A 25288-nucleotide genomic window follows, 5' to 3' on the forward strand; every position below is an offset into this window, starting at 1 on the left:
CTCCCGGGCTCGGCGCCCCGGGCTCAGCGGGTGTCGCCGAGCACCACGCCCTCGCGGCGCGGGTCGGCGCCACCGGCCAGCCCATCCCCGTCCCGCACGATGGCGCTGAGCCCGCTGGTCTGCGGCGCCACCGACACCTGGTGCCCGAGCTCGCGCAGCCGGAGCACCAGCGGGTCGCGGTTCCCGTCGTCGGCGGCGTCGATCGCCGGATGCTCGCCGCCCACCCCGGTACTCGGGGTATTGGCCGCGCCGAACGAGACCGCGGAGACCGCCTGCTGCGGCTCCAGCCGCCAGTCCAGCACCCCGACGAGAGTCTTCACCACGAACTGAATGATCACCGAGCCGCCGGGCGAGCCGGTGACCAGCCGCAGGTCACCGAGCGCGCCTGCCGCGCCCGGCGCGAAGACCAGGGTCGGGCTCATGGAACTGCGCGGCCGCTTGCCCGGCTGCAGCCGGTTCGCCACCGGGGCGCCGTCGGTGCCGAGCGGGTCGGCGGCGAAGTCGGTGAGCTGGTTGTTCAGCAGGTAGCCGTCGACCATGTGGAACGAGCCGAAGGCCGACTCCACCGTCGTGGTCATGGCGGCGGCATTGCCGTCCCGGTCCACCACCGAGATGTGGCTGGTGCCGTGCTCGGCCGGCTGCGGGCCGGTGCCGAGCGGCACCGGGCCGAAATCGCCGGGCTGCGCGGTGCCCATGCTGCGCCCCGGGTCGATCAGCGCGGCGCGCTGCCGCAGGTACTCCGGGTTCAGCAGCGCTTGCGGCGAATTGCCGGGCAGCGGAATGAAATCGGTGTCGGCCACGTACTTGTTGCGGTCGGCGTAGGCGAGCCGCTCGGCCTCCGAGATGAGGTGCACCGCCTCCGCGCGGGGTTTGCCGCCGTTCGCGTCGCGGTTCTCCGGGCCGAGCGCCGCGAGATCGAAATTGGCCAGGATGCCGAGCGTGGCGGCGACCGCGATCCCGCCCGACGACGGCGCGGGCATGCCGCAGAGCCGGTGCCCGCGGTAGTCGGTGCAGAGCGGGTCGCGCTCGACGGCCCTGTAGTTCGCCAGGTCCTCGGTGCTGATCAGGCTCGGGGTGCGGCCGCCGGAGCCCGCGCGCGCCGCGTCGACCAGGTTCGCCGCGAGCGCGCCGGTGTAGAAGGCGTCGGCGCCGTCGGTGGCGACGGTGTTCAGCGTCTTGCTGTAGGCGGGGTTGGTGAGCACCGTTCCCTCGCGCTTGGGGGTGCCGTCCGGCTCCAGGAAGTAGCCGCGGGCGTTCGCGTCCCTGGCCAGCTGCGGCGCCGACTCGGCGATCTGCCCGGCCAGCCGGGCGCTGATCGGGAAGCCGCTGTCGGCCAGCGTGATCGCCGGGCCGAAGAGCTCGCGCCAGCCGGTGCTGCCGTGCGCCGCGTGCACCTGATCGAGCATGCGCAGCACGCCCGGGACACCGATCGAGCGGCCGCTCGCCCTCGCGTCCGGCGCGGGCTCGGTGCGCTCGGTGTCGCTGACCCAGCGCAGGTAGTTCTCGGTGGCCGCGGCGGGCGCCGTCTCCCTGCCGTCGTAGGCGCGCAGGCTGTTGCTCGCCCTGTCGTAGTAGAGCAGGAAGGCGCCGCCGCCGATGCCGGAGGCCTGCGGCTCCACCAGCCCGAGCACCGCCTGCGCCGCCACCAGGGCGTCGGCCGCGGTGCCGCCGTCGCGCAGCACCTCGCAGGCGGCCTCGGTGGCGACCGGGTTGGCGGTGGAGACGGCGTAGGTCGCGGTCCGCACCGTGCTCATACCGGAGCGGTAGCCGCTCGCGATCTCCGGGTTGATGGCGATATCGCCGCCGCCTCCGGCCGGCCCCGCCGCAGGCACCGGCGTCCCGTTCGGTCCCGCCACGCAGGTGCCGCCCGCGGCGTCGTCGCCGGACGAGCACCCGGCGGCCAGCCCCGCCGTGAGCAGCAGCGCCGCCGTGGCGCCGGACCAGGTTCCCCACACGCGCCTCATGCCTGGACTTTAGCCCGGAGCGGGTGCGCGCGGGCATCTTCCCGGTATCGGGAGGGGCGGCCCGATTCACTCCGCCAGGGGCCGATATCGCCGATCCGGTCCCCAACGCCGGACGGGCGCGATCATTCCCGATCGGTAACCTCGGGAGGGTGGCGATCGAGGCGGTGATGATCGACTTCTCCGGCACGCTGTTCCGGCTGGAGGAGGACGAATCCTGGTACGCGGACCTGGTGCACCCGGACGGTGCGCGATTCGACGTGCACGAGACGGCGGAGCTCATGCGCCGGATGACGGCCCCGGTGGGCCGCACGGTCGAGCTGGACGAGGCGGGCAGGCACGCCTGGGCGCACCGCGACCTCGATCCGGCGCTGCACCGCGCGGCGTACCTGGCGGTGCTGCTCGCCGGCGGCGTGCCCGACACCGAGCAGGCCACCCGGCTCTACGAGCGGCTCGTCGACCCGGCCGAGTGGGAGCCGTACCCCGACACCGGCGCCGCCCTCGAGCTGCTCGCGGCCCGTGCCGTCCCGGTCGCCGTGGTCAGCAATATCGCCTTCGACCTGCGCCCCGCCTTCGCCGCGCGGGGCTGGGACCGGCTGGTGCGCGCCTTCACGCTCTCCTACGAGGTCGGCGCGGTGAAGCCGGAGCCAGGCATCTTCGAGGCGGCGCTGAAGGAGCTCGGCGCGGCCCCGGAGCGCACGCTCATGATCGGCGACAGCGCCGAGGCGGACGGCGGCGCCACCGCGCTCGGCTGCGCCTTCGCCGAGGTGCCGCCGCTGCCGACGGCCGAGCGGCCGGACGCGCTGCTGGCCGCGCTCGCGGCGCACGGACTGCGGCACCCCTGAGCGGCGGTTCGACCTGTCGGGGGCCGTGGATAGGCTGGTTCCGTGGCAGATCCCGCGACGTACCGGCCCGCGCCGGGCACCATTCCGGTGGAACCCGGTGTCTACCGGTTCCGTGACGCGCACGGCCGGGTCGTCTACGTCGGCAAGGCCAAGAGCCTGCGCTCCCGGCTGAACTCGTATTTCGCCGATATCGCCTCGCTGCACCCGCGCACCAGGCAGCTGGTCACCACCGCCGCGAGCGTGGAGTGGACCGTCGTCTCCACCGAGGTGGAGGCGCTGCAGCTGGAGTACAACTGGATCAAGGAGTTCGACCCGCGCTTCAATGTCCGGTACCGGGACGACAAGTCCTACCCCGTGCTCGCGGTGACGCTGAACGAGGAGTTCCCCCGGCTCTTCGTCTACCGCGGCGCCCGGCGCCGGGGCGTCCGCTACTTCGGCCCGTACGCGCACGCCTGGGCCATCCGGGAAACGCTCGACCTGCTGCTCCGGGTCTTCCCGGCGCGCACCTGCTCGAACGGGGTCTTCAAGCGGCACAACCAGATCGGCCGCCCCTGTCTGCTCGGCTACATCGACAAGTGCTCCGCGCCCTGCGTCGGCCGGGTCACCCCCGGCAGGCACCGGGACATCGTGAACGATTTCTGCGACTTCCTGGCCGGCCGCACCGACAAGATGGTCAAGCAGCTCGAGCGCCGCATGCACGACGCCTCCGACGACCTGGACTTCGAGCTGGCGGCCCGGCTCCGCGACGACGTGCAGGCGCTGCGCCGGGCCATGGAGAAGCAGGCGGTGGTGCTCGGCAGCGGCACCGACGCCGACGTGATCGCCTTCGCCACCGACGAACTCGAGGTCGCGGTACAGATCTTCCACGTGCGCGACGGCCGGGTGCGCGGCCAGCGCGGCTGGGTGGTGGACAAGTCCGGCGACGCGGTGGATGTCGCGGGCGAGGGCGGCGAGCTGGCCGCCCTGGTCGAGCAGTTCCTCACCCAGTTCTATGGCGAGGAGGCCGCCGTCGCCGGGCAGACCGCGGCCGAGCAGTCCGGCTCCGCGGTGCCGCGCGAGGTGCTGGTCCCCGAGCTGCCCACCGACGTGGCCGAGGTCCAGGAGTGGCTCGGGCGGCTGCGCGGCGCCGCGGTGCGGGTCAGGGTGCCGCAGCGCGGCGACAAGAAGGCGCTGGCCGAGACGGTGCGGCGGAACGCCGCCGAGGCGCTGGCCCAGCACAAGCTCAAGCGCGCGGGCGACCTCACCTCCCGCTCGGCCGCGCTGCAGGACATCCAGGACGCGCTGGAGCTGGACTCCGCGCCGCTGCGCATCGAGTGCGTCGACATCAGCCACGTGCAGGGCACCGACGTGGTGGCCTCGCTGGTGGTGTTCGAGGACGGGCTGGCGCGCAAGTCCGAGTATCGGCACTTCGCGATCAAGGAGGCGGCGGGCGAGGGCCGCTCCGACGATGTCGGCAGTATCGCCGAGGTCACCCGCCGCCGCTTCTACCGGCTCCGCAAGGACCGCGAGGAGGCCAGGGAGTTCGACGGCGAGCCGGTGCCGGACGCCGACGCGCCGGATGCCGGAGCCTTCGACCGGAACAGCCTGCCCGCCGACGAGACGCCCAGCTCGCGGCCCGGGATCGACCCGAACACCGGCAAGCCGCGCCGCTTCGCGTACCCGCCCAACCTGTACGTCGTCGACGGCGGCGCCCCGCAGGTGGCGGCCGCCGCCGAGGTCCTCGACGACATGGGCATCACCGATGTCGCGGTGATCGGGCTGGCCAAGCGGCTGGAAGAGGTCTGGGTCCCGGGCGAGCCGGACCCGGTGATCCTGCCGCGCAACAGCGAGGCGCTCTTCCTGCTGCAGCGGGTGCGTGACGAGGCCCACCGCTTCGCCATCACCTTCCACCGGAGCAAGCGCTCCCGGCGGATGACGGCATCGGCGCTGGACTCGGTCCGCGGCCTCGGTGACGCCAGGCGCACCGCGCTGGTCACCCATTTCGGCTCGGTGGCCAAGCTCAGGGAGGCGACGGTGGAGCAGATCACCGAGGTGCCCGGCATCGGCGTCGCCACCGCGAAGGCGGTGCTCGCGGTGCTCAACGAGCAGGACGCGCGGTGACGGCCGTGCGCGGCGGGCGGCAATAGGTGCCCGCTTTCGCGTACGTTGTCCCTGTGCCCCTGGCCGGCTGCGGCCCGGGCGGATCGGAGAGGCCAAGCGAACCCGACCTCGCGCAGGTCGCGTCGGACACGAACCGGTAGGACATGACACGCGTCGACAACACCAATGCCGAGAATCCAGCGCCGGAGCGCGGCTCCGGCGCCACCCGTCCGCAGGTCGAGGTCGTGGTGGTGACCGGGCTCTCCGGCGCCGGCCGCGGCACCGCGGCCCGGGTCCTGGAGGACCTGGGGTGGTACGTCACCGACAACCTGCCGCCCGAGCTGATCGGCCGGATGGTGGAGCTCGGCGCCTCGGCCGAGCCGCCGATCCGCAAGCTGGCGCTGGTGATGGATGTGCGCAGCCGGTTCTTCACCGGCGACCTCGGCGTCGTCACCGAGCCGTTGCACGCCCTCGGCGTGCCCACCGGCGTGCTGTTCCTGGAGGCCTCGGACGACGTGCTGATCCGCCGCTTCGGCTTCGCCCGGCGCAGGCACCCGCTGCAGAGCGAGAGCGCCGACGGCACGCTCTCGGCCGGGATCGCCGCCGAGCGGGTCCGGCTCGCCGCCGTGCGCGACGCCGCCGACCTGGTCATCGACACCACCGAGCTCTCGATCCACCAGCTGCACCGCAAGCTGGAGGAGGCATACGGCGGCGGCACCCCCGCGGCGCTGCAGCTCACCGTGCAGTCCTTCGGCTTCAAGCACGGCGTCCCGCTCGACGCCGACATGGTCCTCGACGTGCGGTTCCTGCCGAATCCGCACTGGATCCCCGAGCTGCGCGAGCACACCGGCCAGGAGCGGATGGTGCGCGACTACGTGCTCGGGCGCCCCGGCGCCGAGGACTACCTGCGCACCTGTCACCACCTGGTGAACCTGACCGCGAACGGCTACCGCCAGGAGGGGAAGCGATACATGACGGTCGCAGTCGGCTGCACCGGAGGCAGGCATCGGAGCGTGGCGATCGCGGAGGCCCTGGCCGCGCTGACCAGCAGCGCGGAGGAGTCCGGCGCGGTCGACACGGTGCGCGTCGTGCACCGGGATCTGGGGCGCGAGTGACGGCGGGCGGCGATCCGGCGGCCACCGGCGACTTCGCGGTGGCGGCGCTCGGCGGCGGGCACGGGCTGTTCGCGACGCTCTCCGCGGTGCGCAGGCTGACCGACCGGGTGACCGCGGTCGTCACCGTCGCCGACGACGGCGGCTCGTCGGGCCGGCTGCGCTCCGAGCTCGGCATGCTGCCCCCCGGCGACCTGCGCATGGCGCTGGCCGCGCTCGCCGCCGACGCGGGCGGCACGCTGACCAGGGTGGTGCAGCACCGCTTCGGCGGCACCGGCGCGCTGGCCGGGCACTCGGTCGGCAACCTGATCCTGGCGGGCCTCACCGAGGTGCTCGGCGACCCGGTGGCCGCGCTGGACGAGGTGGCCGGGCTGCTCGGCGTCGTCGGCCGGGTACTGCCGATGGCGCCGATCGCGCTGGACATCGAGGCCGACGTTTCCGGCCTGGAGGCCGACCCGCGGGTCAGCCGCTGCATCCGCGGCCAGGTCGCCGTCGCCACCACCCCCGGCACGGTGCGCCGGGTGCGGCTCATCCCCTCCGACCCGCCCGCCGCGCCCGCCGCCGTCTCGGCCATCGAGCACGCCGACATGGTGGTGCTCGGCCCCGGCTCCTGGTTCACCAGCGTCATCCCGCACGTGCTGGTCCCGCAGCTGCGCGAGGCCCTGTTGCACACCAGGGCGCGCAAGGTGCTCGTGCTCAACCTCGCCGCCGAGCCGGGCGAGACGGCGGGCTTCTCCGCCGAGCGCCACCTGCACGTATTGTCGCAGCACGCACCGGAATTCGGGGTCGACGACGTACTCGTCGACTCCGGCTCGGTCCCGGAGGGGCGTGAGCGCGAGCACCTGGCCAGGGCCGCCGGGCAATTGCGCGCCCGGGTAACCTTCTCCGATGTCGCCGAGGCGGGGACCGACCGGCATCACCCCGGGAAGCTCGCCGCCGTACTGGATCAGCTGATCCGGCAACCTCGGCCGCAACTGGCGGGGCTTCGAGTCGAGGGACGGCACATGGGCGCGGATGTGCGGTCCGGGTTGGGTGGAAAGGAGCGCGTCTCGTGGCGATGACAGCCGAGGTGAAGGACGAGCTGAGCCGGCTCAGCGTGGCGCAGGTGAGCGCCAGGAAGGCGGAGCTCTCGGCGCTGCTCCGGTTCGCGGGCGGGCTGCACATCGTCGGTGGCCGGGTGATCGTCGAGGCCGAGGTGGACATGGGGTCGATCGCGCGCAGGCTGCGCAGGGAGATCTTCGAGCTGTACGGCTACGGCTCCGATGTGCACGTGCTCGGGGCGGGCGGGCTGCGCAAGACCAGCCGCTACGTGGTGCGGGTCTCCAAGGAGGGCGAGGCGCTGGCCAGGCAGACCGGGCTGCTCGATGTGCGCGGCCGGCCGGTGCGCGGGCTGCCCGCGCAGGTCGTCGGCGGCAGCGTCGGGGACGCGGAGGCCGCCTGGCGCGGTGCGTTCCTCGCGCACGGCTCGCTCACCGAGCCGGGGCGCTCCTCGGCGCTCGAGGTCAGCTGCCCGGGGCCGGAGGCGGCGCTGGCGCTGGTCGGCGCGGCCCGCAGGCTCGGCATCGCGGCCAAGGCCCGCGAGGTGCGCGGCACCGACCGGGTGGTGGTGCGCGACGGCGAGGCGATCGGCGCGCTGCTCACCAGGATGGGCGCCCAGGACACCAGGCTCACCTGGGAGGAGCGCCGGATGCGGCGCGAGGTACGGGCCACCGCCAACCGGCTGGCCAACTTCGACGACGCCAACCTGCGCCGCTCGGCGCGCGCGGCGGTGGCCGCGGCCGCCAGGGTGGAGCGGGCGCTGGAGATCCTCGCCGACGAGGTGCCCGACCATCTCGCCGCGGCAGGCAAGCTGCGGGTGCAGCACCGCCAGGCCTCGCTGGAGGAGCTCGGCCAGCTCGCCGAGCCGCCGATGACGAAGGACGCGGTGGCGGGCCGGATCCGGCGGCTGCTCTCGATGGCCGACCGGCGGGCGAAGGAACTCGGCATCCCGGACACCGAGTCGGCGGTGACCGCCGAACTGCTGGACGATGCGTGACGTCCCGCGGTCGGGTGCCGGGTTCGGCTCGATCGCGGTTCGTGGTCGCGGGAGCACGCGGCCCGACCGGCGGCAGGTGCATGTCGGTGAGGTCACGGCCTGCTACTAGGGTGAGTAGGGCATCGGAGTATCCGCCTGAAAGCTGAGGAGCGATAACGTGACTGTCCGGGTAGGCATCAACGGCTTCGGCCGTATCGGACGTAACTTCTTCCGTGCGGTGGAGGCGCAGAAGGCGCTGGGTACCACCGACATCGAGATCGTCGCGGTCAACGACCTCACCGACAACGCGACCCTGGCCACGCTGCTGAAGTACGACTCGATCCTCGGCCGGCTGCCGAAGGACGTGTCGCTCGACGGTGAGGACACCATCGTCGTCGGTGACCAGCGGATCAAGGCCCTCGCCATCAAAGAGGGCCCGGCGGCCCTGCCGTGGGGCGACCTCGGCGTGGACGTGGTGGTCGAGTCCACCGGCATCTTCACCGATGCCACCAAGGCCAAGGGCCACCTGGCCGCAGGCGCCAAGAAGGTCATCATCTCGGCCCCGGCCAAGGGCGAGGACATCACCATCGTGCTCGGCGTCAACGACGACAAGTACGACGGCAGCCAGAACATCATCTCCAACGCCTCCTGCACCACCAACTGCCTCGGCCCGCTGGCCAAGGTGCTGAACGACGAGTTCGGCATCGTCAAGGGGCTGATGACCACCATCCACGCCTACACCCAGGACCAGAACCTGCAGGACGGCCCGCACTCCGACCTGCGCCGCGCCCGCGCCGCCGCGCTGAACATCGTGCCGACCGGCACCGGCGCCGCCAAGGCCATCGGGCTGGTGCTGCCCGAGCTGCAGGGCAAGCTGGACGGCTACGCGCTGCGCGTCCCGGTCCCGACCGGCTCGGTCACCGACCTGACCGCGAACCTGGCCAAGCAGGCCACCGCGGAGGAGGTCAACGCCGCGCTGAAGGCCGCCGCCGATGGCCCGCTCAAGGGCATCCTGAAGTACAACACCGATCCGATCGTCTCCAGCGACATCGTGACCGACCCGCACTCCTCGATCTTCGACGCGCCGCTCACCAAGGCGATCGACGATCAGGTCAAGGTCGTCTCCTGGTACGACAACGAGTGGGGCTACTCCAACCGCCTCGCCGACCTCATCGGCCTCGTCGGCAAGTCGCTCTGACCCGCATGGCTGTCAGGACACTGCAGGATCTCCTCGCCGACGGCGTCGATGGCAGGGGCGTGCTGGTGCGCTCCGACCTCAATGTGCCGCTCGGCGACGACGGGCAGATCACCGATCCCGGCCGGATCACCGCCTCGGTGCCGACCCTGAAGGCGCTGGTCGAGGCGGGCGCCAAGGTGGTCGTCACCGCGCACCTCGGCCGGCCCAAGGGCGAGCCGGACCCGAAGCTCTCGCTGGCGCCGGTCGCCGCGAAGCTCGCCGAGGAGCTGGGCCGCAACGTCCAGCTCGCCGGTGACGTGGTCGGCCAGGACGCGCTGGCCCGCTCCGAGGGGCTCACCGACGGCGACGTGCTGCTGCTGGAGAACATCCGCTTCGACAAGCGGGAGACCAGCAAGGACGCCGCCGAGCGCGGCAGGCTGGCCGCCGCGCTGGTGGAGCTGGTCGGCGAGGACGGCGCCTTCGTCTCCGACGGCTTCGGCGTCGTGCACCGCGAGCAGGCGTCGGTCTACGACGTGGCGAAGCTGCTGCCGCACTACGCGGGCACGCTGGTGGCCGCCGAGGTCGAGGTGCTGCGCAAGCTCGCAGGCGCGGGCTCCGAGGAGGGCGCCGACCGGCCGTACGCGGTGGTGCTCGGCGGCTCCAAGGTCTCGGACAAGCTGGCCGTGATCGAGGCGCTCGCCCCCAAGGTGGACACCCTGGTCATCGGCGGCGGCATGTGCTTCACCTTCCTCGCCGCGCAGGGCTTCGCGGTCGGCTCCTCGCTGCTGCAGCAGGAGATGATCGAGACCTGCCGGGAGCTGCTCGACCGGTACGCCGACGTGATCCACCTGCCGCGCGACATCGTGGTGGCGGATCGCTTCGCGGCCGACGCCGAGACGAAGGTCGTTCCGGCGGAGCAGATCCCGGACGGCTGGAGCGGCCTCGACATCGGCCCCGAGTCGGCGCGGCGCTTCGCGGCGCTGCTCACCGAGGCGCGGACGATCTTCTGGAACGGCCCGATGGGCGTCTTCGAGTTCGAGGCGTTCGAGGCGGGCACCCGCGGCGTCGCCGAGGCGATCAGCACCGCCACCGGCAAGGGCGCCTTCACGGTGGTCGGCGGTGGCGACTCGGCCGCGGCCGTGCGCGCGCTCGGGCTGCCCGAGGACGGCTTCTCGCACATCTCCACCGGTGGCGGGGCCTCGCTGGAGTACCTGGAGGGCAAGGAACTCCCGGGTATCGCGGTGCTGGACGAGGAGGCGTGACGTGGCGCGCAAACCGCTGATCGCGGGCAACTGGAAGCTGAACCTCAACCACCTCGAGGCCATCACCCTGGTGCAGAAGATCGCCTTCGCGCTGCCGGAGAAGTACTTCGACCGGGTGGACGTGGCGGTCATCCCGCCCTTCACCGACCTGCGCAGCGTGCAGAATTTGGTGGAGGGCGACAAGCTGCTCATCACCTACGGCGCCCAGGACGTGTCGACGCACGACTCCGGCGCCTACACCGGGGAGATCAGCGCGGGCATGCTCGCCAAGCTGGGCTGCACCTACGCGGTGGTCGGGCACTCGGAGCGGCGGCAGTACCACAGCGAGGACGACGCCACCGTGCTCGCCAAGGCCAAGCAGGCGCTGAAGCACGGGATCACCCCGATCGTGTGCATCGGCGAGGGGCTCGGCGTGCGCGAGGCGCAGACCCACGTCGAGTACAACCTGGAGCAGCTGCGTGGCTCGCTGCGGGGGCTGACGGCCGAGGAGATCGCGAAGGTGGTGATCGCCTACGAACCGGTGTGGGCCATCGGCACCGGCAAGGTCGCCACCCCGGCCGACGCGCAGGAGGTCTGCGGCGCCATTCGCGCGGAGCTGCACACACTGGCCTCGCCGGAGATCGCCGGGCAGGTGCGCATCCTGTACGGCGGCTCGGTGAACGCCAAGAACGTCGGCGAGCTGGTCGCGCAGCCGGATGTCGACGGCGCGCTGGTGGGCGGGGCGTCGCTCAAGGGCGACGAGTTCGCCCAGCTCTCGGCGATCGCCGCGGGCGGTCCGCTGCTCTGAGCGGAGGTTCGTGCGGCCCGGTTCGTCTCGGCGGACCGGGCCGTTCCGCGTCCGGGGTCAGGTGGCGCGCAGGGAGAGCCCGCTGCCGTTGTCGTTGCGCAGGGTGAGCAGGTCGGCGTCGACGGTGAGGGTGGCGTGGCCGTCCAGGGCGCGCAGCACCGACTGCTCGATCTCCATCACCGCGGGCGGGCAGAGCATGCGGGTGGTCGCCACCCGGAAGGTGGCCGCGCCGTCGCTCACCTCCGCGGTGCCGGTGAGCTGGTTGCAGCCGGCCGAGCCGGTGACGGCGCCGTCCTGTGCGATGCGCAGGGTCGGGGCGGCCTGGTCGATGGCCTCGGCGCGGATCCTGGCCTCCGGGGTGAGCAGTTCGGTCACCGTCCAGAGGGTGTCGCGCACCGGTTTGTCCGGCTGGGCGATCTTCTTGTCCAGCAGCTCGACGGTCTGGCCATCGGCGCGCAGGGTGAGCGTGCCGTCGGCGAGCTGCCAGGTCGGGGTGGCGTTGAGCAGCCTGGCCACCCACTGGTCGGCGTCGGCGCGCTCGCCGGGGCAGCCCATGAGCGTGCCCGCCAGCTCGCCGACCCGCAGCACGTCGCCGTCGAAGGTGACCGGGCCGGTGGTGGTGTTGCACCCGGCGTTCGCCGAGACCCGGCCGTCCGCGAAGCGCAGCGTCAGCGGGCCGCCGCCCGGAATCGGGGTGCCGTCGACGGAGGTGGACAGGAAGGTACGGCCCATCGGGGTGTCACCGGGGGCGGGGGAGTCGGAGCCACCGTCGTCGGCACAGGCGACGGCACACAGAGCGAACAGCACAACCGCGCCGAAACGCAGCAAGGTGGCTGGCATGTGTTGGATTGTCGCACCTCCGGTGCGACGGGGGTTCGCGCCCCCTGATGGCTCGCGGTCCGGCGGCCGCGACTCGCGCCTGCGGCGCATGCGCTGCGGCCACCGGACCGCGAGCCGGGCGCGAACCCGTGGTGGTCGGGTTCGAGGCGATTGCGCTGGATATTGTCGTTCGGTGAGTACTGCTGATGCCACTGGTCCGGTGTCCACCTGGGCGCCCCTGCGCTCCCCGCTGTATCGGGCGCTGTGGATCGCGCAGCTGGTGTCGAACCTGGGTACCTGGATGCAGACGGTGGGCGCACAGTGGCTGCTGGTGTCCGAGCCGAACGCGGCGACCCTGGTGTCGCTGGTGCAGACCGCGATCACGCTGCCGGTGATGCTGCTCTCCATCCCCTCCGGCGTCCTGGCCGACCTGCTGGACCGGCGCAACCTGCTGCTGGCGGCGCAATCGGCGATGGCGCTGCTGGCGGCGGTGCTCACCGTCGCGACCGCGACCGGCCACACCAGCCCCGGCGTGCTGCTCACCCTGCTCTTCCTGCTCGGCTGCGGCCAGGCCGTGACGATACCGGCCTGGCAGGCCATCCAGCCGGAGCTGGTGCCGCGCGAGCAGATCCCCTCGGCGGCGGCGCTCGGCAGCATGAGCGTGAACATCGGCCGCGCGGTCGGCCCCGCGGTGGCGGGCGTGCTGGTCGCCGCCTCCGGCCCGACCCTGGTGTTCGCGCTGAACGCCGCCTCGTTCGCTGGCATCGTCGCGGTGCTCGTCCGGTGGCGCCGCCCGCGCGCCGACCGGCGGCTGCCCACCGAGCGCCCGCTGGCCGCGCTGCAGGCGGGCACCCGCTTCATCCGCGCCGCCCCCGCCATTCGCCGGGTGCTCGTGCGCTCGCTGCTCTTCGTGGCTCCGGCCAGCGCGCTCTGGGCGCTGCTGCCGGTCGTGGCCGCCGATCAGCTCGGGCTCTCCTCCTCCGGCTACGGCCTGATGCTCGGCGCGCTCGGGCTCGGTGCGGTCGGCGGCGCGGTGGGGCTGGGCAGGCTGCGCCGCCGGCTCGACCCCACCGCCCGGCTCGGGGTCGCCGCCGTGCTGTTCGGCGTCGCCACGGCCGGGACCGCGGTGCTCCCGGTGCTCTGGCCGGTGCTGGTGCTGCTGGTCTTCGGCGGCCTGGCCTGGCTGCTCGCCATGTCCACGCTGAACGCCACCATGCAGCTGCTGCTCCCGGCCTGGGTGCGGGCCCGCGGGCTCGCCGTCTACATGCTGGTGTTCATGGGTGGGCAGGCCGTCGGCTCGCTGGTGTGGGGGCTGGTCGCCGGGGCGATCGGGGTGGTCGCCACGCTGCTCGTGGTGGCGGCGCTGCTCGGGCTCTGCGCCATCAGCACGCTGTGGCTGCCCATCCGGCACGACCCGGAGGCGCTCGACCTCACCCCGGCCAGCTTCTGGCCGGAGCCGCAGCTGGTGGTGGAGCCGGACCCCGACGACGGCCCGGTCCTGGTGCTGAGCAGCTACGACGTCGACCCGGGTGACCGCGAGGCATTCCTCGCCGCCATGGCCTTCGTCGGCCGCTCCCGGCAGCGCACCGGCGCCATGGAGTGGCGGCTCTACCGCGACGTCGGCGTGCTCGACCGCTACGTGGAGGCGTTCGTGGTGCGATCGTGGGCCGAGCACATGCATCAGCACCGGGTGCGGCTCACCGCGCAGGACCGGCTGCGCGAACAGGAGGTGCGGCGCTTCGCCACCGGCGACGAAGAGATCACCCACCTGGTCGCGGTGCAGCCACGCTGACCCGGTGCGGAGCATGCCGCGCGTTCCCATAGACTGACCGGCATGCGGATGTTCCTGGATATCCTCCTGATCGTCACCAGCGTGCTGCTGGTGCTGCTGGTGCTGCTGCACCGCGCCAAGGGTGGAGGCCTGTCCAGCCTGTTCGGCGGCGGTATGCAGTCGAGCCTCTCGGGCTCGACCGTCGCCGAGAAGAACCTCGACCGCATCACCATCTTCACCGGCATCATCTGGCTCATCGCCATCCTCGGCATCGGCCTGGAGATCAAGTTCTCCTGACCGCGCTCACCCGGTGCGCGGCACCCGCCCGTCCACGTCGGTGAAGCCGTAGCGCTCGGCCAGATCGGCCACCCGCCACGCCTTTCCGGTGAGTTCGGCGCGCGCCGGATCGCGCGCCAGCGCGGCGACGGCGCGGCCGGCGAACCGCGGCGTCTCCGCCTCCGCCAGATCCACCGTCGCCTCGCCGGGCAGCGTCACCAGCCGCCTGCCGGAGCCGTCGGCCGGAACCAGCTGCAGCAGTTCGGTGTCGACGATGCCCGGCCACAGCGACACCACCGTCACCCCGGAGCCGGCGAGGTCGTGCGCCAGATCCGCGGTGAGCCGGTCCACCGCCGTCTTGCCGACCCCGTAGACGGCATTGTGCATGTACCGGATCGAGCCAGGCGAGGAGATCTGCGCGATCAGCCCGCCCGCGGCCCGCAGCAGATCGGCGGCGTAGTAGGCGGCCGCGTAGTGCGAGCGCACCCCGACGTCGAAGGTCTCGTCCCAGGCCGCGGGCGGCACCTCCCAGAACGGCTTGCCCAGGTGCCTGGCGGCGGCCGGTGAGTTGTAGACATTGTTGACCAGCACGTCGAGCCTGCCGTGCGCGGAGCGGACCCGCTCGAAGAGCGCGGCCACCGCCGCGTCGTCGCGGTGATCGCAGACCACCGGCACCCCGGTGCCGCCCAGTGCCCCCACCTCCGCCGCGGTCTCCTCGAGCGTGCCGGGCAACCTGCCCTTCCCGCCGCCGCGCCCGGTCAGGTAGACGGTCGCGCCCGCCGCGCCCAGCTCCAGTGCCACGCCCTTGCCGATGCCACGGCTCGCGCCGGTCACCACGGCGATCACCTCGGGTGTTCCGCTCATGGTTGCAGCACACTACCGTCGAATGAGAACACGTTCTAGTAGAGGGGAGTGGGCAGTGGCGCTCACCCGACGGGAGTTCAGGGCAGGCGAGGTCACCATGCGGGTCACCGAGGCGGGCTGCGGCCCGCCGGTGGTCTTCTGCCACGGCTTCCCGCACACCGGCTACATCTGGCACCGGCAGCTGACGGCGCTGGCGGCGGCCGGGTACCACGCGCTCGCCCCCGACCTGCGCGGCGTGGGCGGCACCGCCTGCCCGCCGTCCGGCTGCGCGAACCGCGAGGTGATCGGCGACCTGCTGGCGCTGCTCGACGATATCGGCGCCGAGCGCGCGGTCTTCGCCGGGCTGGACTTCGGCGCCGCGCTGGTCTGGGAGCTGGCCTGGCGGGCGCCGGAGCGGATCAGCGGGCTGATCGTGCTGAACAACGTCTTCCAGCCGCGCCCGCCGAAGCCGCCGAGCGAGCTGTGGGCCGCGGCCGCCCGCAAGCACTTCCTGCACCTGGACTACTTCCAGCGCGAGGGCCCCGCCGACGCCGAGCTGAACCGCGCGCCCCGCGACTTCCTGGCCCGGGTCTACTTCGCGCTCGGCGCCGACTACCACTACTTCGACACCTGGCGCTACCCGCCGGAGAACACCGGCTACCTGGATGTACTGCCCGAGGCGCCGCCGCTGCCCTGGCGCTGGCTCTCGACCGGGGAACTGGACACGCTGGCCGCCGAGTTCACCCGCACCGGCTTCACCGGCGGCCTCGGCTGGTACCGGGCGCTGGACCGGAACTGGGAGCTCACCGCGGAGTTCGCCGGGCAGCCGATCACCGTGCCCACGTACTTCCTGTACGGGGACAGGGACCCGGATATCGAGGGATTCAGCGGGCGCGACCCGTTCGGCACCATGCGGAAACACGTGCCGGGGCTGCGCCGGACCGACGAGATCGCCGGGGCCGGGCACCTGGTGCAGCTGGAGCGCACCGCCGAGGTGAACGCGCTGCTGCTGCGCTACCTGGCCGAGCTCTAGCGGTACTCGTCGGCGAGCGCGGCGTACGACTCCCAGCGCGGGAGTTCGCGCTCCTCCAGGTGCGCGCAGAGCCGGTCCAGCAGGAACTGCCAGCGCGGGCCGAGCTCGCGCGCCTCGTCGTGGCCCACGTGCCTGCGGCTCAGCTCGACGGTGGTGACCACGCCGACGTGCCGCAGCCGGACCTCGAGCGCGGAGCCGTCGAGCAGCACGGTCAGCGTGTGCGGAGCCTCCCGGTGCTCGACCGATACCGCGATCGGGCCGGGCACCGGTCCGTCGAAGGGGGTCAGGTACCCGTCCTCGACGGTGCCGAGCCAGCTCGCCACCCGCGGCGGCTCGGTGATGGCCGCCCACACGGCGAGCACCGGCTGCGCGAACGAGCGCTGGTAGTGCAGCTCCACCAGGTCGCGCGCGGGGACGCCGTGCTCGGGCCGGACCTCGCCGAGTACCGAGTTCGCGGTGTCTGCCGGTGCGCCTGCCATGTCGGGGTTCCCTTCGCCGGTCGTGGAGTTTCCCCCACTGTATTGCCGGGAGGTCGCCGCCCAATCGCATTCCGGGTTGTCGATCACGGTGCGTCGTGCCGGGCGGCGTTCACCGCCGCAGCAGGTCGCGGGCCGCCCGCTCGATCGTTCCCGCGTCGAGCAGCACGTGCGCGGCAGCCGGGCCGAGCGGGACGAAGCTGTCCGCACTGGTGACCCGGGCCATGCTCCCCGCGAAGCCGCCGTCGAGCAGCGCGGTGAGCACCGATTCGGAGACGCCGCCGCTGCGCCTGGTCTCGTCGGCGACCAGCACCCGGCCGGTGGCGCGGGCGGCGCGCAGCAGGTCGTCCGCCGGGAGCGGGGTGAGCCAGCGAAGATCGAGCACCAGGGCGCCGATTCCGTCGGCGGCGAGGCGGCGGGCGACCCGCAGGCACATCGGGACGGTATTGGCGAAGCAGACCAGGGTGAGGTCGGTTCCGGTGCCGTACCGGCGCGCGCTGCCGATCGGCACGTGCTCGGCACCCGGGGCGCCGAGCCAGCCCTCGTCGCCGGGTTCGTGCAGGTCGCGGGTGTGATAGAGCGCGATGGGCTCCAGGAACACGCAGACCCGGCCGTCCACCCTCGCCGCCGCCAGGCAGGTGCGCAGGAGCGCGGCGGCATCGTCGGCGCGGGCGGGGGAGGCGAGGACGAGGCCGGGGATGTCGCGCAGCGCGGCCACCGCGTTGTCGTTGTGGAAGTGGCCGCCGAACCCCTTCTGGTAGCCGTACCCGGCGATGCGCACCACCGTGCCGTTGCGGTAGCGGCCGCGGGAGAAGAAGGGGAGCGTGGCGGCCTCGCCGCGCAGCTGGTCGGCGGCATTGTGCAGGTACGCCAGGTACTGGATCTCCGGGACCGGGAGAAAACCGGCCAGTGCCGCGCCGAGCGCGGTGCCGAGGATGCTCTGCTCGTCCAGCAGGGTGTCGAAGACGCGGCGCGGGCCGAAGCGGGCGCGCAGGTTCTTGGTGACGCCGTAGACGCCGCCCTTGCGGGCCACGTCCTCGCCGAAGACCAGGACGGCGGGGTCGGCGGTGAGCGCCTCGGCGAGGGTGTGGTTGATCGCCGCCGCGAGGGTCAGGGGGGTTTCGTCCGCTGTTGCCGTGCGTTCGGCGTCCGCGCGGACGGAGTCCGGGTGGGCCGCGGCGAGCGGGGCCACGACCTCGGCGGCCGAGCCGAGCCGCGGTTCGGCGAGCACCGCTGTGGCCGCCTCGGTGACGGCGGCGTGCACGCGGTCGTGCAGGGCGAGGACGTCGACGCCGCGGGCGGCGAGGAGCCGGGCGGTAGCGAGGAGCGGGTCGCGGGCGGCGTCGGCGGCGAGCTCGGCGGGGGAGCGGTAACCGGACTCGACATCGGAGCCCGCGTGGCCGAGCAGCCGGACCGTGCGCAGCCGGAGGAACGCGGGTTCGCGGTGCTCGCGCACCCATTCGGTGGCGGCGTTCGCGGTAGCGAGGGTTTCCTCGAGGTCGGTGCCGTCCGCCTCGAACCAGCGCAGGCCGGGGCGGGTGGCGTAGGCGGTGCGGATCCAGCCGGGCGGGGTGGGGACGCTGAGGCCGATGCCGTTGTCCTCGCAGGCAAAGAGGATCGGCACGGGGATGCCCTGGTGGGCGGTGTGGATGGCGGTATTGATCGCGCCGGTCGCGGTGGAGTGGTTGGCCGAGGCGTCGCCGAAGGTGCACAGCACCACCGCGTCGGCGGGCCACTCCGATCGCGCGCCGGGGCGATTCAGGGCGAAGGCGAGGCCGACCGCGCGCGGGAGGTGCGAGGCGATGGTCGAGGTCTGCGGGATGATGGCGGCCTCCGCGCGGCCGAAGACCTTGTGCCTGCCGCCCGCGATCGGCTCGGTCTTCGCCGCCACCACGCCGAGCAGGACGTCACGGACGGGGTCCAGATCCGGGACCTTCCGGCAGCGGTGCACGTAGAACGCGCCCGAACGGTAGTGCAGGAGCGCGGGATCGGTCGTCCGCGTCGCCTCCGCCAGCGCGGCATTGCCCTCGTGCCCCGCCGAGCCGATGCTGTAGAACCCTCGCTTCTCCGCCGCCAGCCGCCGCGCCGCGAAGTCGAGATGCCTGCTCGTGAGCTGAGACTCGAACAGCTCCGTCAGCACGCCGCCTGGATCGGGGCCGCAGGCGGCCGCCGCGACTTGTCGCGGTGCAGGCGGATGCCCGGGCGGCTGCTCGGCCGACGGATCGTCGGCGGGTGCGCTGTCGCCGCGGCCCCGCGGTGGCCGGTGCGCAGCACCCACGGAAAGAACCACCCTCGCGAGTTCGTCGCGAAGCCGGTCGGCGAGGGTGGGCACCGGACCCCTCAGCCGAGTTTCGCGGCCGCGTCCCGGTCGAGGAGCCAGAGCGTCGATTCGGCGCCGAGCGCACCCGCGGCGGGAATGTCCTCCGGCTCGGCGCCGGCGAGAGCGGCGGCGACGGCATCGGCCTTGGCGGCGCCGCCGACGACCAGCACCACGTTCCTGGCGCGGCGGATGGCGGGCAGGGTGAGGGTGACGCGGACCGGCGGCGGCTTGGGCGAGGCCGTCACCGCCACCACCAGCTCGCGCTGCTCGCGCACCGCGTCGGTGTGCGGGAAGAGCGAGTTGATGTGCCCCTCCCCGCCCATGCCGAGCAGGTGCAGGTCGAAGCCGCCGTGCTCGGCCAGGTGCGCGTGCACCGCGGCCGCGTACTCGGCGGCCGCCTCGACCGGGTCCGGGTACTCGCCGTCCGGGGTCGCCACCGGGTGCACCCGCGCCGGATTCACCGGCACGTGGTCCAGCAGCGCCTCCCGCGCCTGCAGCTCGTTGCGCTCCGGATCCCCGGCAGGCACGAACCGCTCGTCGCCCCAGAACACGTCGAGCCGCGCCCAGTCGATCTCGCCGGGCGTTTCGCGGACCAGCTTCAGCAGCCCGATCCCGGCTCCGCCCCCGGTGAGCACCACCGACGCCGACCCGCGCGCACGCTGCGCGGCGACCACGATCCGGACGAAGTGCTCGGCGGCCGCCGCGACCAGCGCGTCGGCGTCGAGCACCACCTGGACGCTATCCGTCATAGCTCACCCTCTCGATTCCGGCCAGCGCCTCGGCATAGATCTCGTCCGGGTCCAGCCTGCGCAGCTCCTCGGCCAGGCAGTCCCTGGTCTCGCGGCGCGCCAGCGCGATCCGCTGCTCCGGGTCGCCGGTGCGGGAGAGCGTGGCGGTGACCCCGGTCTGCGGCCGCGCGATGGTGACCGACGCGGTCGGGCGGTGCAGCTCCACCCGCAGCTCGCCGGTGCGCCGCTGCACCGGGCAGCCCAGCTTGGCGGCGAGCCAGCCGGCCAGGATGTCCAGCGCGGGTTCCTCGCGCAGCCCGGAGACCACCACCGAATCCACCGGCTCGTGCGGTGGTTCGTCCAGCTCGGCGGCGAGCAGCGCCCGCCAGTAGGTGATCCGGCTCCAGGCCAGGTCGGTGTCGCCGCTGGCATAGGAGGCGCGGCGGCGCCGGATGGCCGCGAGCGGGTCGGGGGCGAAGGTGGCGTCGGTGATCCGCCTGGCCGCGAGCCGCCCGACGGAGTCCCTGGACGGGAACTCCGGCGCGCCGCGCGGCCACCAGGCCACCACCGGGGTGTCCGGCAGCAGGAACGGGATCACCACGCTGCTCTCGTGATTCACCAGATCGCCCTGCAGCCGCAGCACGATCACCTCGGCGGCCCCCGCGTCGCCGCCGACCCGGATCTGCGCGTCCAGCCTGGTCGGCGCCGCGCGGTCGCCGCGGGCGAGCACCACCACCCGGCAGGGGTGCTCCCGGCTGGCGTCGTTGGCGGCGCCGATGGCGTCCTCGGCCTCGGAGCTGTCCAGGGTGCAGACCACCAGCGTCAGCACCCGGCCCTGGGTGATGACGCCATTGGACTCGCGCAGCTTGACCAGCCGCTTGGTCACGTCGCCGGTCGTCGTCTCCGGCATGTCGATGATCACGGCCGCCGCCATTCCCGGCCGGTGCGGGCCAGCATCTCGTCCGCCGACACCGGGCCCCAGGTCCCCGACTCGTACGGCTGCGGCCTGCCCTCGGCCGCCCAGTGCTCGATCACCGGATCGAGGATCCGCCAGGACAACTCGACCTCCGCGTTCACCGGGAAGAGCGAGGGCTCGCCGAGCAGCACGTCGAGAATGAGCCGCTCGTAGGCCTCCGGCGAGGACTCGGTGAAGGCGGAGCCGTAGCTGAAGTCCATGTTCACGTCGCGCACCTCCATGCTGGAGCCCGGCACCTTGGAGCCGAACCGCATGGTGATCCCCTCGTCCGGCTGCACCCGGATGACCAGCGCGTTCTGCCCGAGCTCCTCGGTCATGGTCTGGTCGAAGGGCAGGTGCGGGGCGCGCTTGAAGACCACCGCGATCTCGGTGACCCGGCGCCCGAGCCGCTTGCCGGTGCGGAGGTAGAACGGCACGCCCGCCCAGCGGCGGGTGTCCACCTCCAGCGTGATAGCGGCGTAGGTCTCGGTGCGCGATTCCGGGTCGAACCCCTCCTCGTCGAGCAGCCCGACCACGTGCTCGCCGCCCTGCCAGCCCTCGGCGTACTGGCCGCGCGCGGTGGTGGCGTCCAGCGGCTCGACCAGCTTGGTCGCCGAGAGCACCTTGATCTTCTCGGTCTGCAGCTGCCTGGGCTGGAAGCTGATCGGCTCCTCCATGGCGGTGAGCGCGAGCAGCTGCAGCAGGTGGTTCTGGATGACGTCGCGGGCCGCGCCGATGCCGTCGTAGTACCCGGCCCGGCCGCCGAGCCCGATGTCCTCGGCCATGGTGATCTGGACGTGGTCGACGTAGTTGGCGTTCCAGATCGGGTCGAAGAGCTGGTTGGCGAAGCGCAGCGCCAGCAGGTTCTGCACCGTCTCCTTGCCCAGGTAGTGGTCGATCCGGAACACCGTCTCCTCCGGGAAGACCCGGTTCACCAGGGCATTCAGCTCGACGGCGCTCTCCAGGTCGTGGCCGAAGGGTTTCTCGATCACCACCCGGCGCCACGGCTTGCGGCCCTCGGCGTCGGTCTTCTGCGGCTGCGCCAGATCGTGCGCGGAGAGCTTGTCCAGCACCACCGGGAACATGTTCGGCGGGATGGAGAGGTAGAAGGCGTGGTTGCCGCCGGTGCCCCGGTCCTTGTCCAGCCTGGCCAGGGTATCGGCGAGCTGGGCGAAGGCGGCGTCGTCCTCGAAGGTGCCCTGCACGAAGCGGATGCCCTCGGCCAGATGGTCCCAGACCTCCTGGCGGAACGGCGTGCGGGCGTGCGCCCTGACCGCCTCCAGCACCACCTGGGCGAAATCCTCGTCGGCGTAGTCGCGCCGGGCGAACCCGACCAGGGCGAAGCCGGGGGGAAGCAGCCCCCGGTTCGCCAGGTCGTAGATGGCCGGCATCAGCTTCTTCCGGGAGAGATCTCCGGTCACGCCGAAGATCACCATGCTGCACGGCCCGGCGATCCGGGGTACGCGCTTGTCCCGCTCGTCACGCAGCGGGTTCGTCCACTCGTGCACTGTGCCGGCCATCGGGTCAGCGGTCCCCGTGCTCCGCCGCGCCGAGCTCGGCGGCGGTCGCGGAGAGCAGCTCCTCCCACGATTTCTCGAACTTGTCCACGCCCTCGCGCTCCAGCACCGCGAAGACGTCGTCCAGGTCGACCCCGGCCGCGCTCAGCTGCTCGAACACCGCGGCGGCGTCGGCGGCGGTGCCGCTGACCGTGTCGCCGCGCACCTCGCCGTGGTCCGCGACCGCCTGCAGGGTGGCCTCGGGCAGCGTGTTCACGGTGTTCGGCGCCACCAGCTCGGTGACGTAGAGGGTGTCCGGGTAGTCCTTGTTCTTCACCCCGGTGGAGGCCCAGAGCGGGCGCTGCCGGTTGGCGCCCGCCGAGGCCAGCTGGTCGTAGGTGGAGCCGTGGCTGCCGCCGTTGAAGACCGACTCGTACTCGGCGTAGGCCAGCCGCGCGTTCGCGATGGCGGCCTTGCCGCGCAGCGCCAGCGCCGCGTCGGTGCCGATCGCGTCGAGCCGCTTGTCGATCTCGGAGTCCACCCTGGACACGAAGAACGAGGCCACCGAGTGGATCTTCGCCAGGTCGTGCCCGGCGGTGCGGGCCCGGCGCAGCCCGTCCAGGTACGCGCCCATGACAGCCCGGTACCGCTCCACCGAGAAGATCAGCGTCACATTGACGCTGATGCCCTCGCCGATCACCGCGGTGATGGCGGGCAGCCCCGCCTCGGTGGCCGGGATCTTGATGAACAGGTTGGGCCGGTCCACGATTTTCCACAGCTCGACGGCCTGCGCGGCGGTCTTCTCCGCATCGAAGGCGAGCCGCGGGTCGACCTCGATCGAGACCCGGCCGTCCACCCCGCCGGACTGCTCGAAGACCGGGGCGAAGACGTCGCACGCGGCGCGCACGTCGTCGGTGGTGATGGTGCGGACGGCGGCGTCCGCGTCGGCGCGCTGCTCGGTGAGCTCGCGCACCTGCTCGTCGTAGGCTTCGCCCTTGCTGAGCGCCTGCTGGAAGATGGTCGGGTTGGTGGTCACCCCGACCACGCTGCGGGTCGCGATCAGCTCGGCCAGGTTGCCGGACCGGATGCGGTCCCGCGAGAGGTCGTCGAGCCAGACCGAGACACCCGCCTCGCTCAGCGCGGTGAGATTCTGGTTCTGTGCCATGAGCGCTTTATCCCTTCACGTTCTCGAGCGTGCGTCGTGCGGCGTCGACGACGGCCTCTGCGGTAAAGCCGAATTCGCGGAACAGGGTCTTGTAGTCGGCGGAGGCGCCGAAGTGCTCGATCGACACGATCTCGCCCGCGTCACCGGCGAACCGGTGCCACGGCATCGCGATACCGGCCTCCACGACCACCCTGGCGGTGGCGCCGGGGGGCAGCACCTCGTCACGGTAGGCCTTGTCCTGTGCGTCGAACCACTCCACACACGGCATCGAGACCACCCGGGTCGCGATGCCCTGCTCCTCCAGCGTAGTGCGGGCGGCGACGGCGAGCTGGAGCTCGGAACCGGTCGCGATCAGGATCACCTGCGGGGTGCCGCCGGACGCCTCGGCCAGGATGTACCCGCCCTTGCGCACGCCCTCGTAGCTGGTGCCCTCGAGCACCGGCAGGTCCTGCCTGGTCAGCGCCAGTGCGGCGGGGCCGCCGAGCCCGGCCCGCTCGTGCGAGACGAAGGGCGAGTTGTGCTTGCCGCTGTGCTTCTCCAGCACCGAGCGCCAGGCGTGCGCGGTCTCGTTGGCGTCGCCGGGGCGCACCACGCTCAGCCCGGGGATGGCGCGCAGCACCGCGAGGTGCTCGATCGGCTGGTGCGTCGGGCCGTCCTCGCCGAGGCCGATGGAGTCGTGCGTCCACACGTAGGTGGTGGGCGCCCGCATGATGGCGGCGAGCCGCACGGCGGGGCGCATGTAGTCGCTGAACACCAGGAAGGTGCCGCCGTACGGACGGGTCGGGCCGTGCAGCACGATGCCGTTCAGGATCGCGCCCATGGCGTGCTCGCGGACGCCGAAGTGCAGCGTGCGGCCGTACGGATTCGCCTTCCACATCCCGGTGCTGATCTCCTCCGGGCCGAAGCTGGCCGAGTCCGGGATGGTGGTGTTGTTGGATTCCGCCAGGTCGGCCGAGCCGCCCCAGAGCTCGGGCAGCACCGGGCCGAGCGCGGCCAGCACCTTGGCCGAGGCCTTGCGGGTGGCGAGCCCCTTGGCGTCCGGCTCCCAGCTGGGCAGCCCGTCGGCCCAGCCGTCCGGCAGCTCGCCGTTGAAGAGCCGGTCGAAGAGCTGCTTGCCCGCGGGCACGCGCTGCGCCCACGCGTCGAACTCGATGGTCCAGTCGGCGTGCGCCCGCGCGCCGCGCTCGGCGGCCCTGCGGGTGTGCGCGATGACCTCGGGGGCCACCTCGAAGCTCTGCTCGGGGTCGAAGCCGAGCGCGCGCTTGGTGCCCGCGACCTCGTCCGCGCCGAGCGCCGCGCCGTGCGAGGCGCCGGTGTTCTGCTTGGTGGGGGCGGGGAAGCCGATGATGGTGCGCAGCACGATCAGCGACGGCCTGCCGGTCTCCGCCTTGGCGGCGGCCAGCGCCGCCTCGATGGCCACCACGTCCTCGCCGCCGTTCACCTCCTGCACGTGCCAGCCGTACGCCTCGTAGCGCCCGGCGACGTCCTCGGTGAAGGCGATGGTGGTGTCGTCCTCGATGGAGATCTTGTTGTCGTCGTAGATCACCGTCAGGTTCCCCAGCTGCTGGGTGCCCGCGAGCGACGACGCCTCCGCGGTGACGCCCTCCTCCATGTCGCCGTCCGAGGCGATCACGTAGATCTGGTGGTCGAACGGGCTCGCTCCCGGCGCGGCCTCCGGGTCGAAGAGGCCGCGCTCGCGGCGGGCGGCCATGGCCATGCCGACGGCGGAGGCCAGCCCTTGGCCCAGCGGGCCGGTGGTGATCTCGACGCCCCTGGTGTGCCGGTACTCCGGGTGGCCGGGGGTGAGCGAACCCCACTTGCGCAGATTCTTCAGGTCCTCCAGCTCCAGGCCGAACCCGGCCAGGTAGAGCTGGATGTAGAGGGTCAGGCTGGAGTGCCCGCAGGAAAGCACGAAGCGGTCGCGCCCCACCCACTCGGGGTCGGACGGGTCGTGCCGCATGGTGCGCTGGAAGAGGGTGTAGGCGAGCGGCGCCAGGCTCATGGCGGTGCCCGGGTGACCGTTGCCCGCGTTCTGCACCGCGTCGGCCGCGAGCACGCGAACGGTGTCGACGGCCTTGGTGTCCAGGTCCGTCCAGTCGTCAGGGTGGTTCGGCTGAGTGAGCGCGCGGATGTCGTCTGTGACTGACACGACCGAGGTTCTCCTGTAAT

Annotated in this window: 21 protein-coding genes; 11 read left to right on the forward strand and 10 right to left on the reverse strand. The window is 72.7% G+C overall.

Annotated elements, in window-relative coordinates; genetic code table 11:
* Positions 1–23 precede the first annotated feature (23 nt).
* On the reverse strand, positions 24–1964 hold the full coding sequence (locus NH2_RS21060) for a gamma-glutamyltransferase family protein (RefSeq protein ID WP_067657042.1): 1941 nt from the start codon (positions 1962–1964) through the stop codon (positions 24–26).
* 167 nt (positions 1965–2131) lie between these two features.
* Here NH2_RS21060 and NH2_RS21065 point away from each other — a divergent pair, with 167 nt between their 5' ends.
* From NH2_RS21065 to tpiA, 8 genes are all read left to right on the forward strand, one after another.
* Positions 2132–2806, forward strand: a complete 675-nt coding sequence (locus NH2_RS21065; protein WP_084505757.1) for an HAD family hydrolase — start codon at positions 2132–2134, stop codon at positions 2804–2806.
* A gap of 42 nt (positions 2807–2848) precedes the next feature.
* Positions 2849–4906 (forward strand): excinuclease ABC subunit UvrC, encoded by a 2058-nt coding sequence (gene uvrC / locus NH2_RS21070; RefSeq protein ID WP_067657048.1) that lies wholly within the window; start codon positions 2849–2851, stop codon positions 4904–4906.
* Positions 4907–5049: 143 nt separating this feature from the next.
* Entirely contained in the window at positions 5050–6000 is a 951-nt protein-coding gene (rapZ, locus tag NH2_RS21075) for an RNase adapter RapZ (protein ID WP_067657051.1), read from the forward strand.
* Positions 5997–7058, forward strand: a complete 1062-nt coding sequence (locus NH2_RS21080; RefSeq protein WP_067657054.1) for a gluconeogenesis factor YvcK family protein — start codon at positions 5997–5999, stop codon at positions 7056–7058. Before rapZ ends, NH2_RS21080 begins: the two co-directional genes overlap by 4 nt.
* The gene (gene whiA / locus NH2_RS21085) at positions 7049–8032 is read left to right on the forward strand and encodes a DNA-binding protein WhiA (protein ID WP_067657057.1); all 984 of its coding nucleotides are present in this window, start codon (positions 7049–7051) and stop codon (positions 8030–8032) included. Before NH2_RS21080 ends, whiA begins: the two co-directional genes overlap by 10 nt.
* Before the next feature lie 157 nt (positions 8033–8189).
* On the forward strand, positions 8190–9209 hold the full coding sequence (gene gap / locus NH2_RS21090) for a type I glyceraldehyde-3-phosphate dehydrogenase (RefSeq protein ID WP_067657060.1): 1020 nt from the start codon (positions 8190–8192) through the stop codon (positions 9207–9209).
* Positions 9210–9214: 5 nt separating this feature from the next.
* Positions 9215–10450, forward strand: a complete 1236-nt coding sequence (locus NH2_RS21095) for a phosphoglycerate kinase (RefSeq protein WP_067657063.1) — start codon at positions 9215–9217, stop codon at positions 10448–10450.
* 1 nt (position 10451) lies between these two features.
* Complete coding sequence (gene tpiA, locus NH2_RS21100; protein ID WP_067657067.1) at positions 10452–11237, forward strand: triose-phosphate isomerase; 786 nt, start codon at positions 10452–10454, stop codon at positions 11235–11237.
* A 57-nt stretch (positions 11238–11294) separates the two neighbouring features.
* Here the strand turns inward: tpiA and NH2_RS21105 are convergent, their stop codons facing one another.
* A complete protein-coding gene (locus tag NH2_RS21105; RefSeq protein ID WP_084505749.1) occupies positions 11295–12077 on the reverse strand; it encodes an META domain-containing protein in 783 nt (260 codons plus the stop codon).
* Positions 12078–12249: 172 nt separating this feature from the next.
* Between NH2_RS21105 and NH2_RS21110 the strand changes: the two genes are divergently transcribed.
* Both NH2_RS21110 and secG read left to right on the forward strand, forming a co-directional pair.
* Positions 12250–13848 carry an MFS transporter gene (locus tag NH2_RS21110; protein ID WP_067657071.1) on the forward strand — a complete coding sequence of 533 codons (1599 nt, stop codon included), beginning with the start codon at positions 12250–12252 and terminating at the stop codon, positions 13846–13848.
* Between the two features lie 42 nt (positions 13849–13890).
* On the forward strand, positions 13891–14124 hold the full coding sequence (secG, locus tag NH2_RS21115) for a preprotein translocase subunit SecG (protein ID WP_067657074.1): 234 nt from the start codon (positions 13891–13893) through the stop codon (positions 14122–14124).
* Positions 14125–14130: 6 nt separating this feature from the next.
* Here secG and NH2_RS21120 read toward each other — a convergent pair whose 3' ends face one another.
* A complete protein-coding gene (locus NH2_RS21120) occupies positions 14131–14967 on the reverse strand; it encodes an SDR family NAD(P)-dependent oxidoreductase (protein WP_067657077.1) in 837 nt (278 codons plus the stop codon).
* A gap of 55 nt (positions 14968–15022) precedes the next feature.
* Between NH2_RS21120 and NH2_RS21125 the strand changes: the two genes are divergently transcribed.
* Entirely contained in the window at positions 15023–15979 is a 957-nt protein-coding gene (locus NH2_RS21125) for an alpha/beta fold hydrolase (protein WP_369690056.1), read from the forward strand.
* On the opposite strand, the gene NH2_RS21130 is transcribed toward NH2_RS21125, so the two are convergent.
* The 7 genes from NH2_RS21130 to tkt form a co-directional block, all read right to left on the reverse strand.
* Positions 15976–16458, reverse strand: a complete 483-nt coding sequence (locus NH2_RS21130) for an SRPBCC family protein (protein ID WP_067657080.1) — start codon at positions 16456–16458, stop codon at positions 15976–15978. The two genes, NH2_RS21125 and NH2_RS21130, sit on opposite strands and share 4 nt — an antisense overlap.
* Positions 16459–16567: 109 nt before the next feature.
* Entirely contained in the window at positions 16568–18595 is a 2028-nt protein-coding gene (locus NH2_RS21135) for a thiamine pyrophosphate-dependent enzyme (RefSeq protein ID WP_067657083.1), read from the reverse strand.
* Between the two features lie 200 nt (positions 18596–18795).
* Complete coding sequence (gene pgl / locus NH2_RS21140; protein ID WP_067657086.1) at positions 18796–19524, reverse strand: 6-phosphogluconolactonase; 729 nt, start codon at positions 19522–19524, stop codon at positions 18796–18798.
* A complete protein-coding gene (gene opcA / locus NH2_RS21145) occupies positions 19514–20425 on the reverse strand; it encodes a glucose-6-phosphate dehydrogenase assembly protein OpcA (RefSeq protein ID WP_174552860.1) in 912 nt (303 codons plus the stop codon). The genes pgl and opcA overlap by 11 nt, the downstream gene beginning before the upstream one ends.
* Positions 20422–21978 carry a glucose-6-phosphate dehydrogenase gene (zwf, locus tag NH2_RS21150; RefSeq protein WP_067657093.1) on the reverse strand — a complete coding sequence of 519 codons (1557 nt, stop codon included), beginning with the start codon at positions 21976–21978 and terminating at the stop codon, positions 20422–20424. Before zwf ends, opcA begins: the two co-directional genes overlap by 4 nt.
* Positions 21979–21982: 4 nt before the next feature.
* The gene (gene tal / locus NH2_RS21155; protein ID WP_067657095.1) at positions 21983–23119 is read right to left on the reverse strand and encodes a transaldolase; all 1137 of its coding nucleotides are present in this window, start codon (positions 23117–23119) and stop codon (positions 21983–21985) included.
* 7 nt (positions 23120–23126) lie between these two features.
* Complete coding sequence (tkt, locus tag NH2_RS21160) at positions 23127–25268, reverse strand: transketolase (protein WP_067657098.1); 2142 nt, start codon at positions 25266–25268, stop codon at positions 23127–23129.
* Positions 25269–25288: the final 20 nt, after the last annotated feature.

Source organism: Nocardia harenae NBRC 108248, assembly GCF_001612885.1.
Taxonomy (GTDB): domain Bacteria; phylum Actinomycetota; class Actinomycetes; order Mycobacteriales; family Mycobacteriaceae; genus Nocardia; species Nocardia harenae.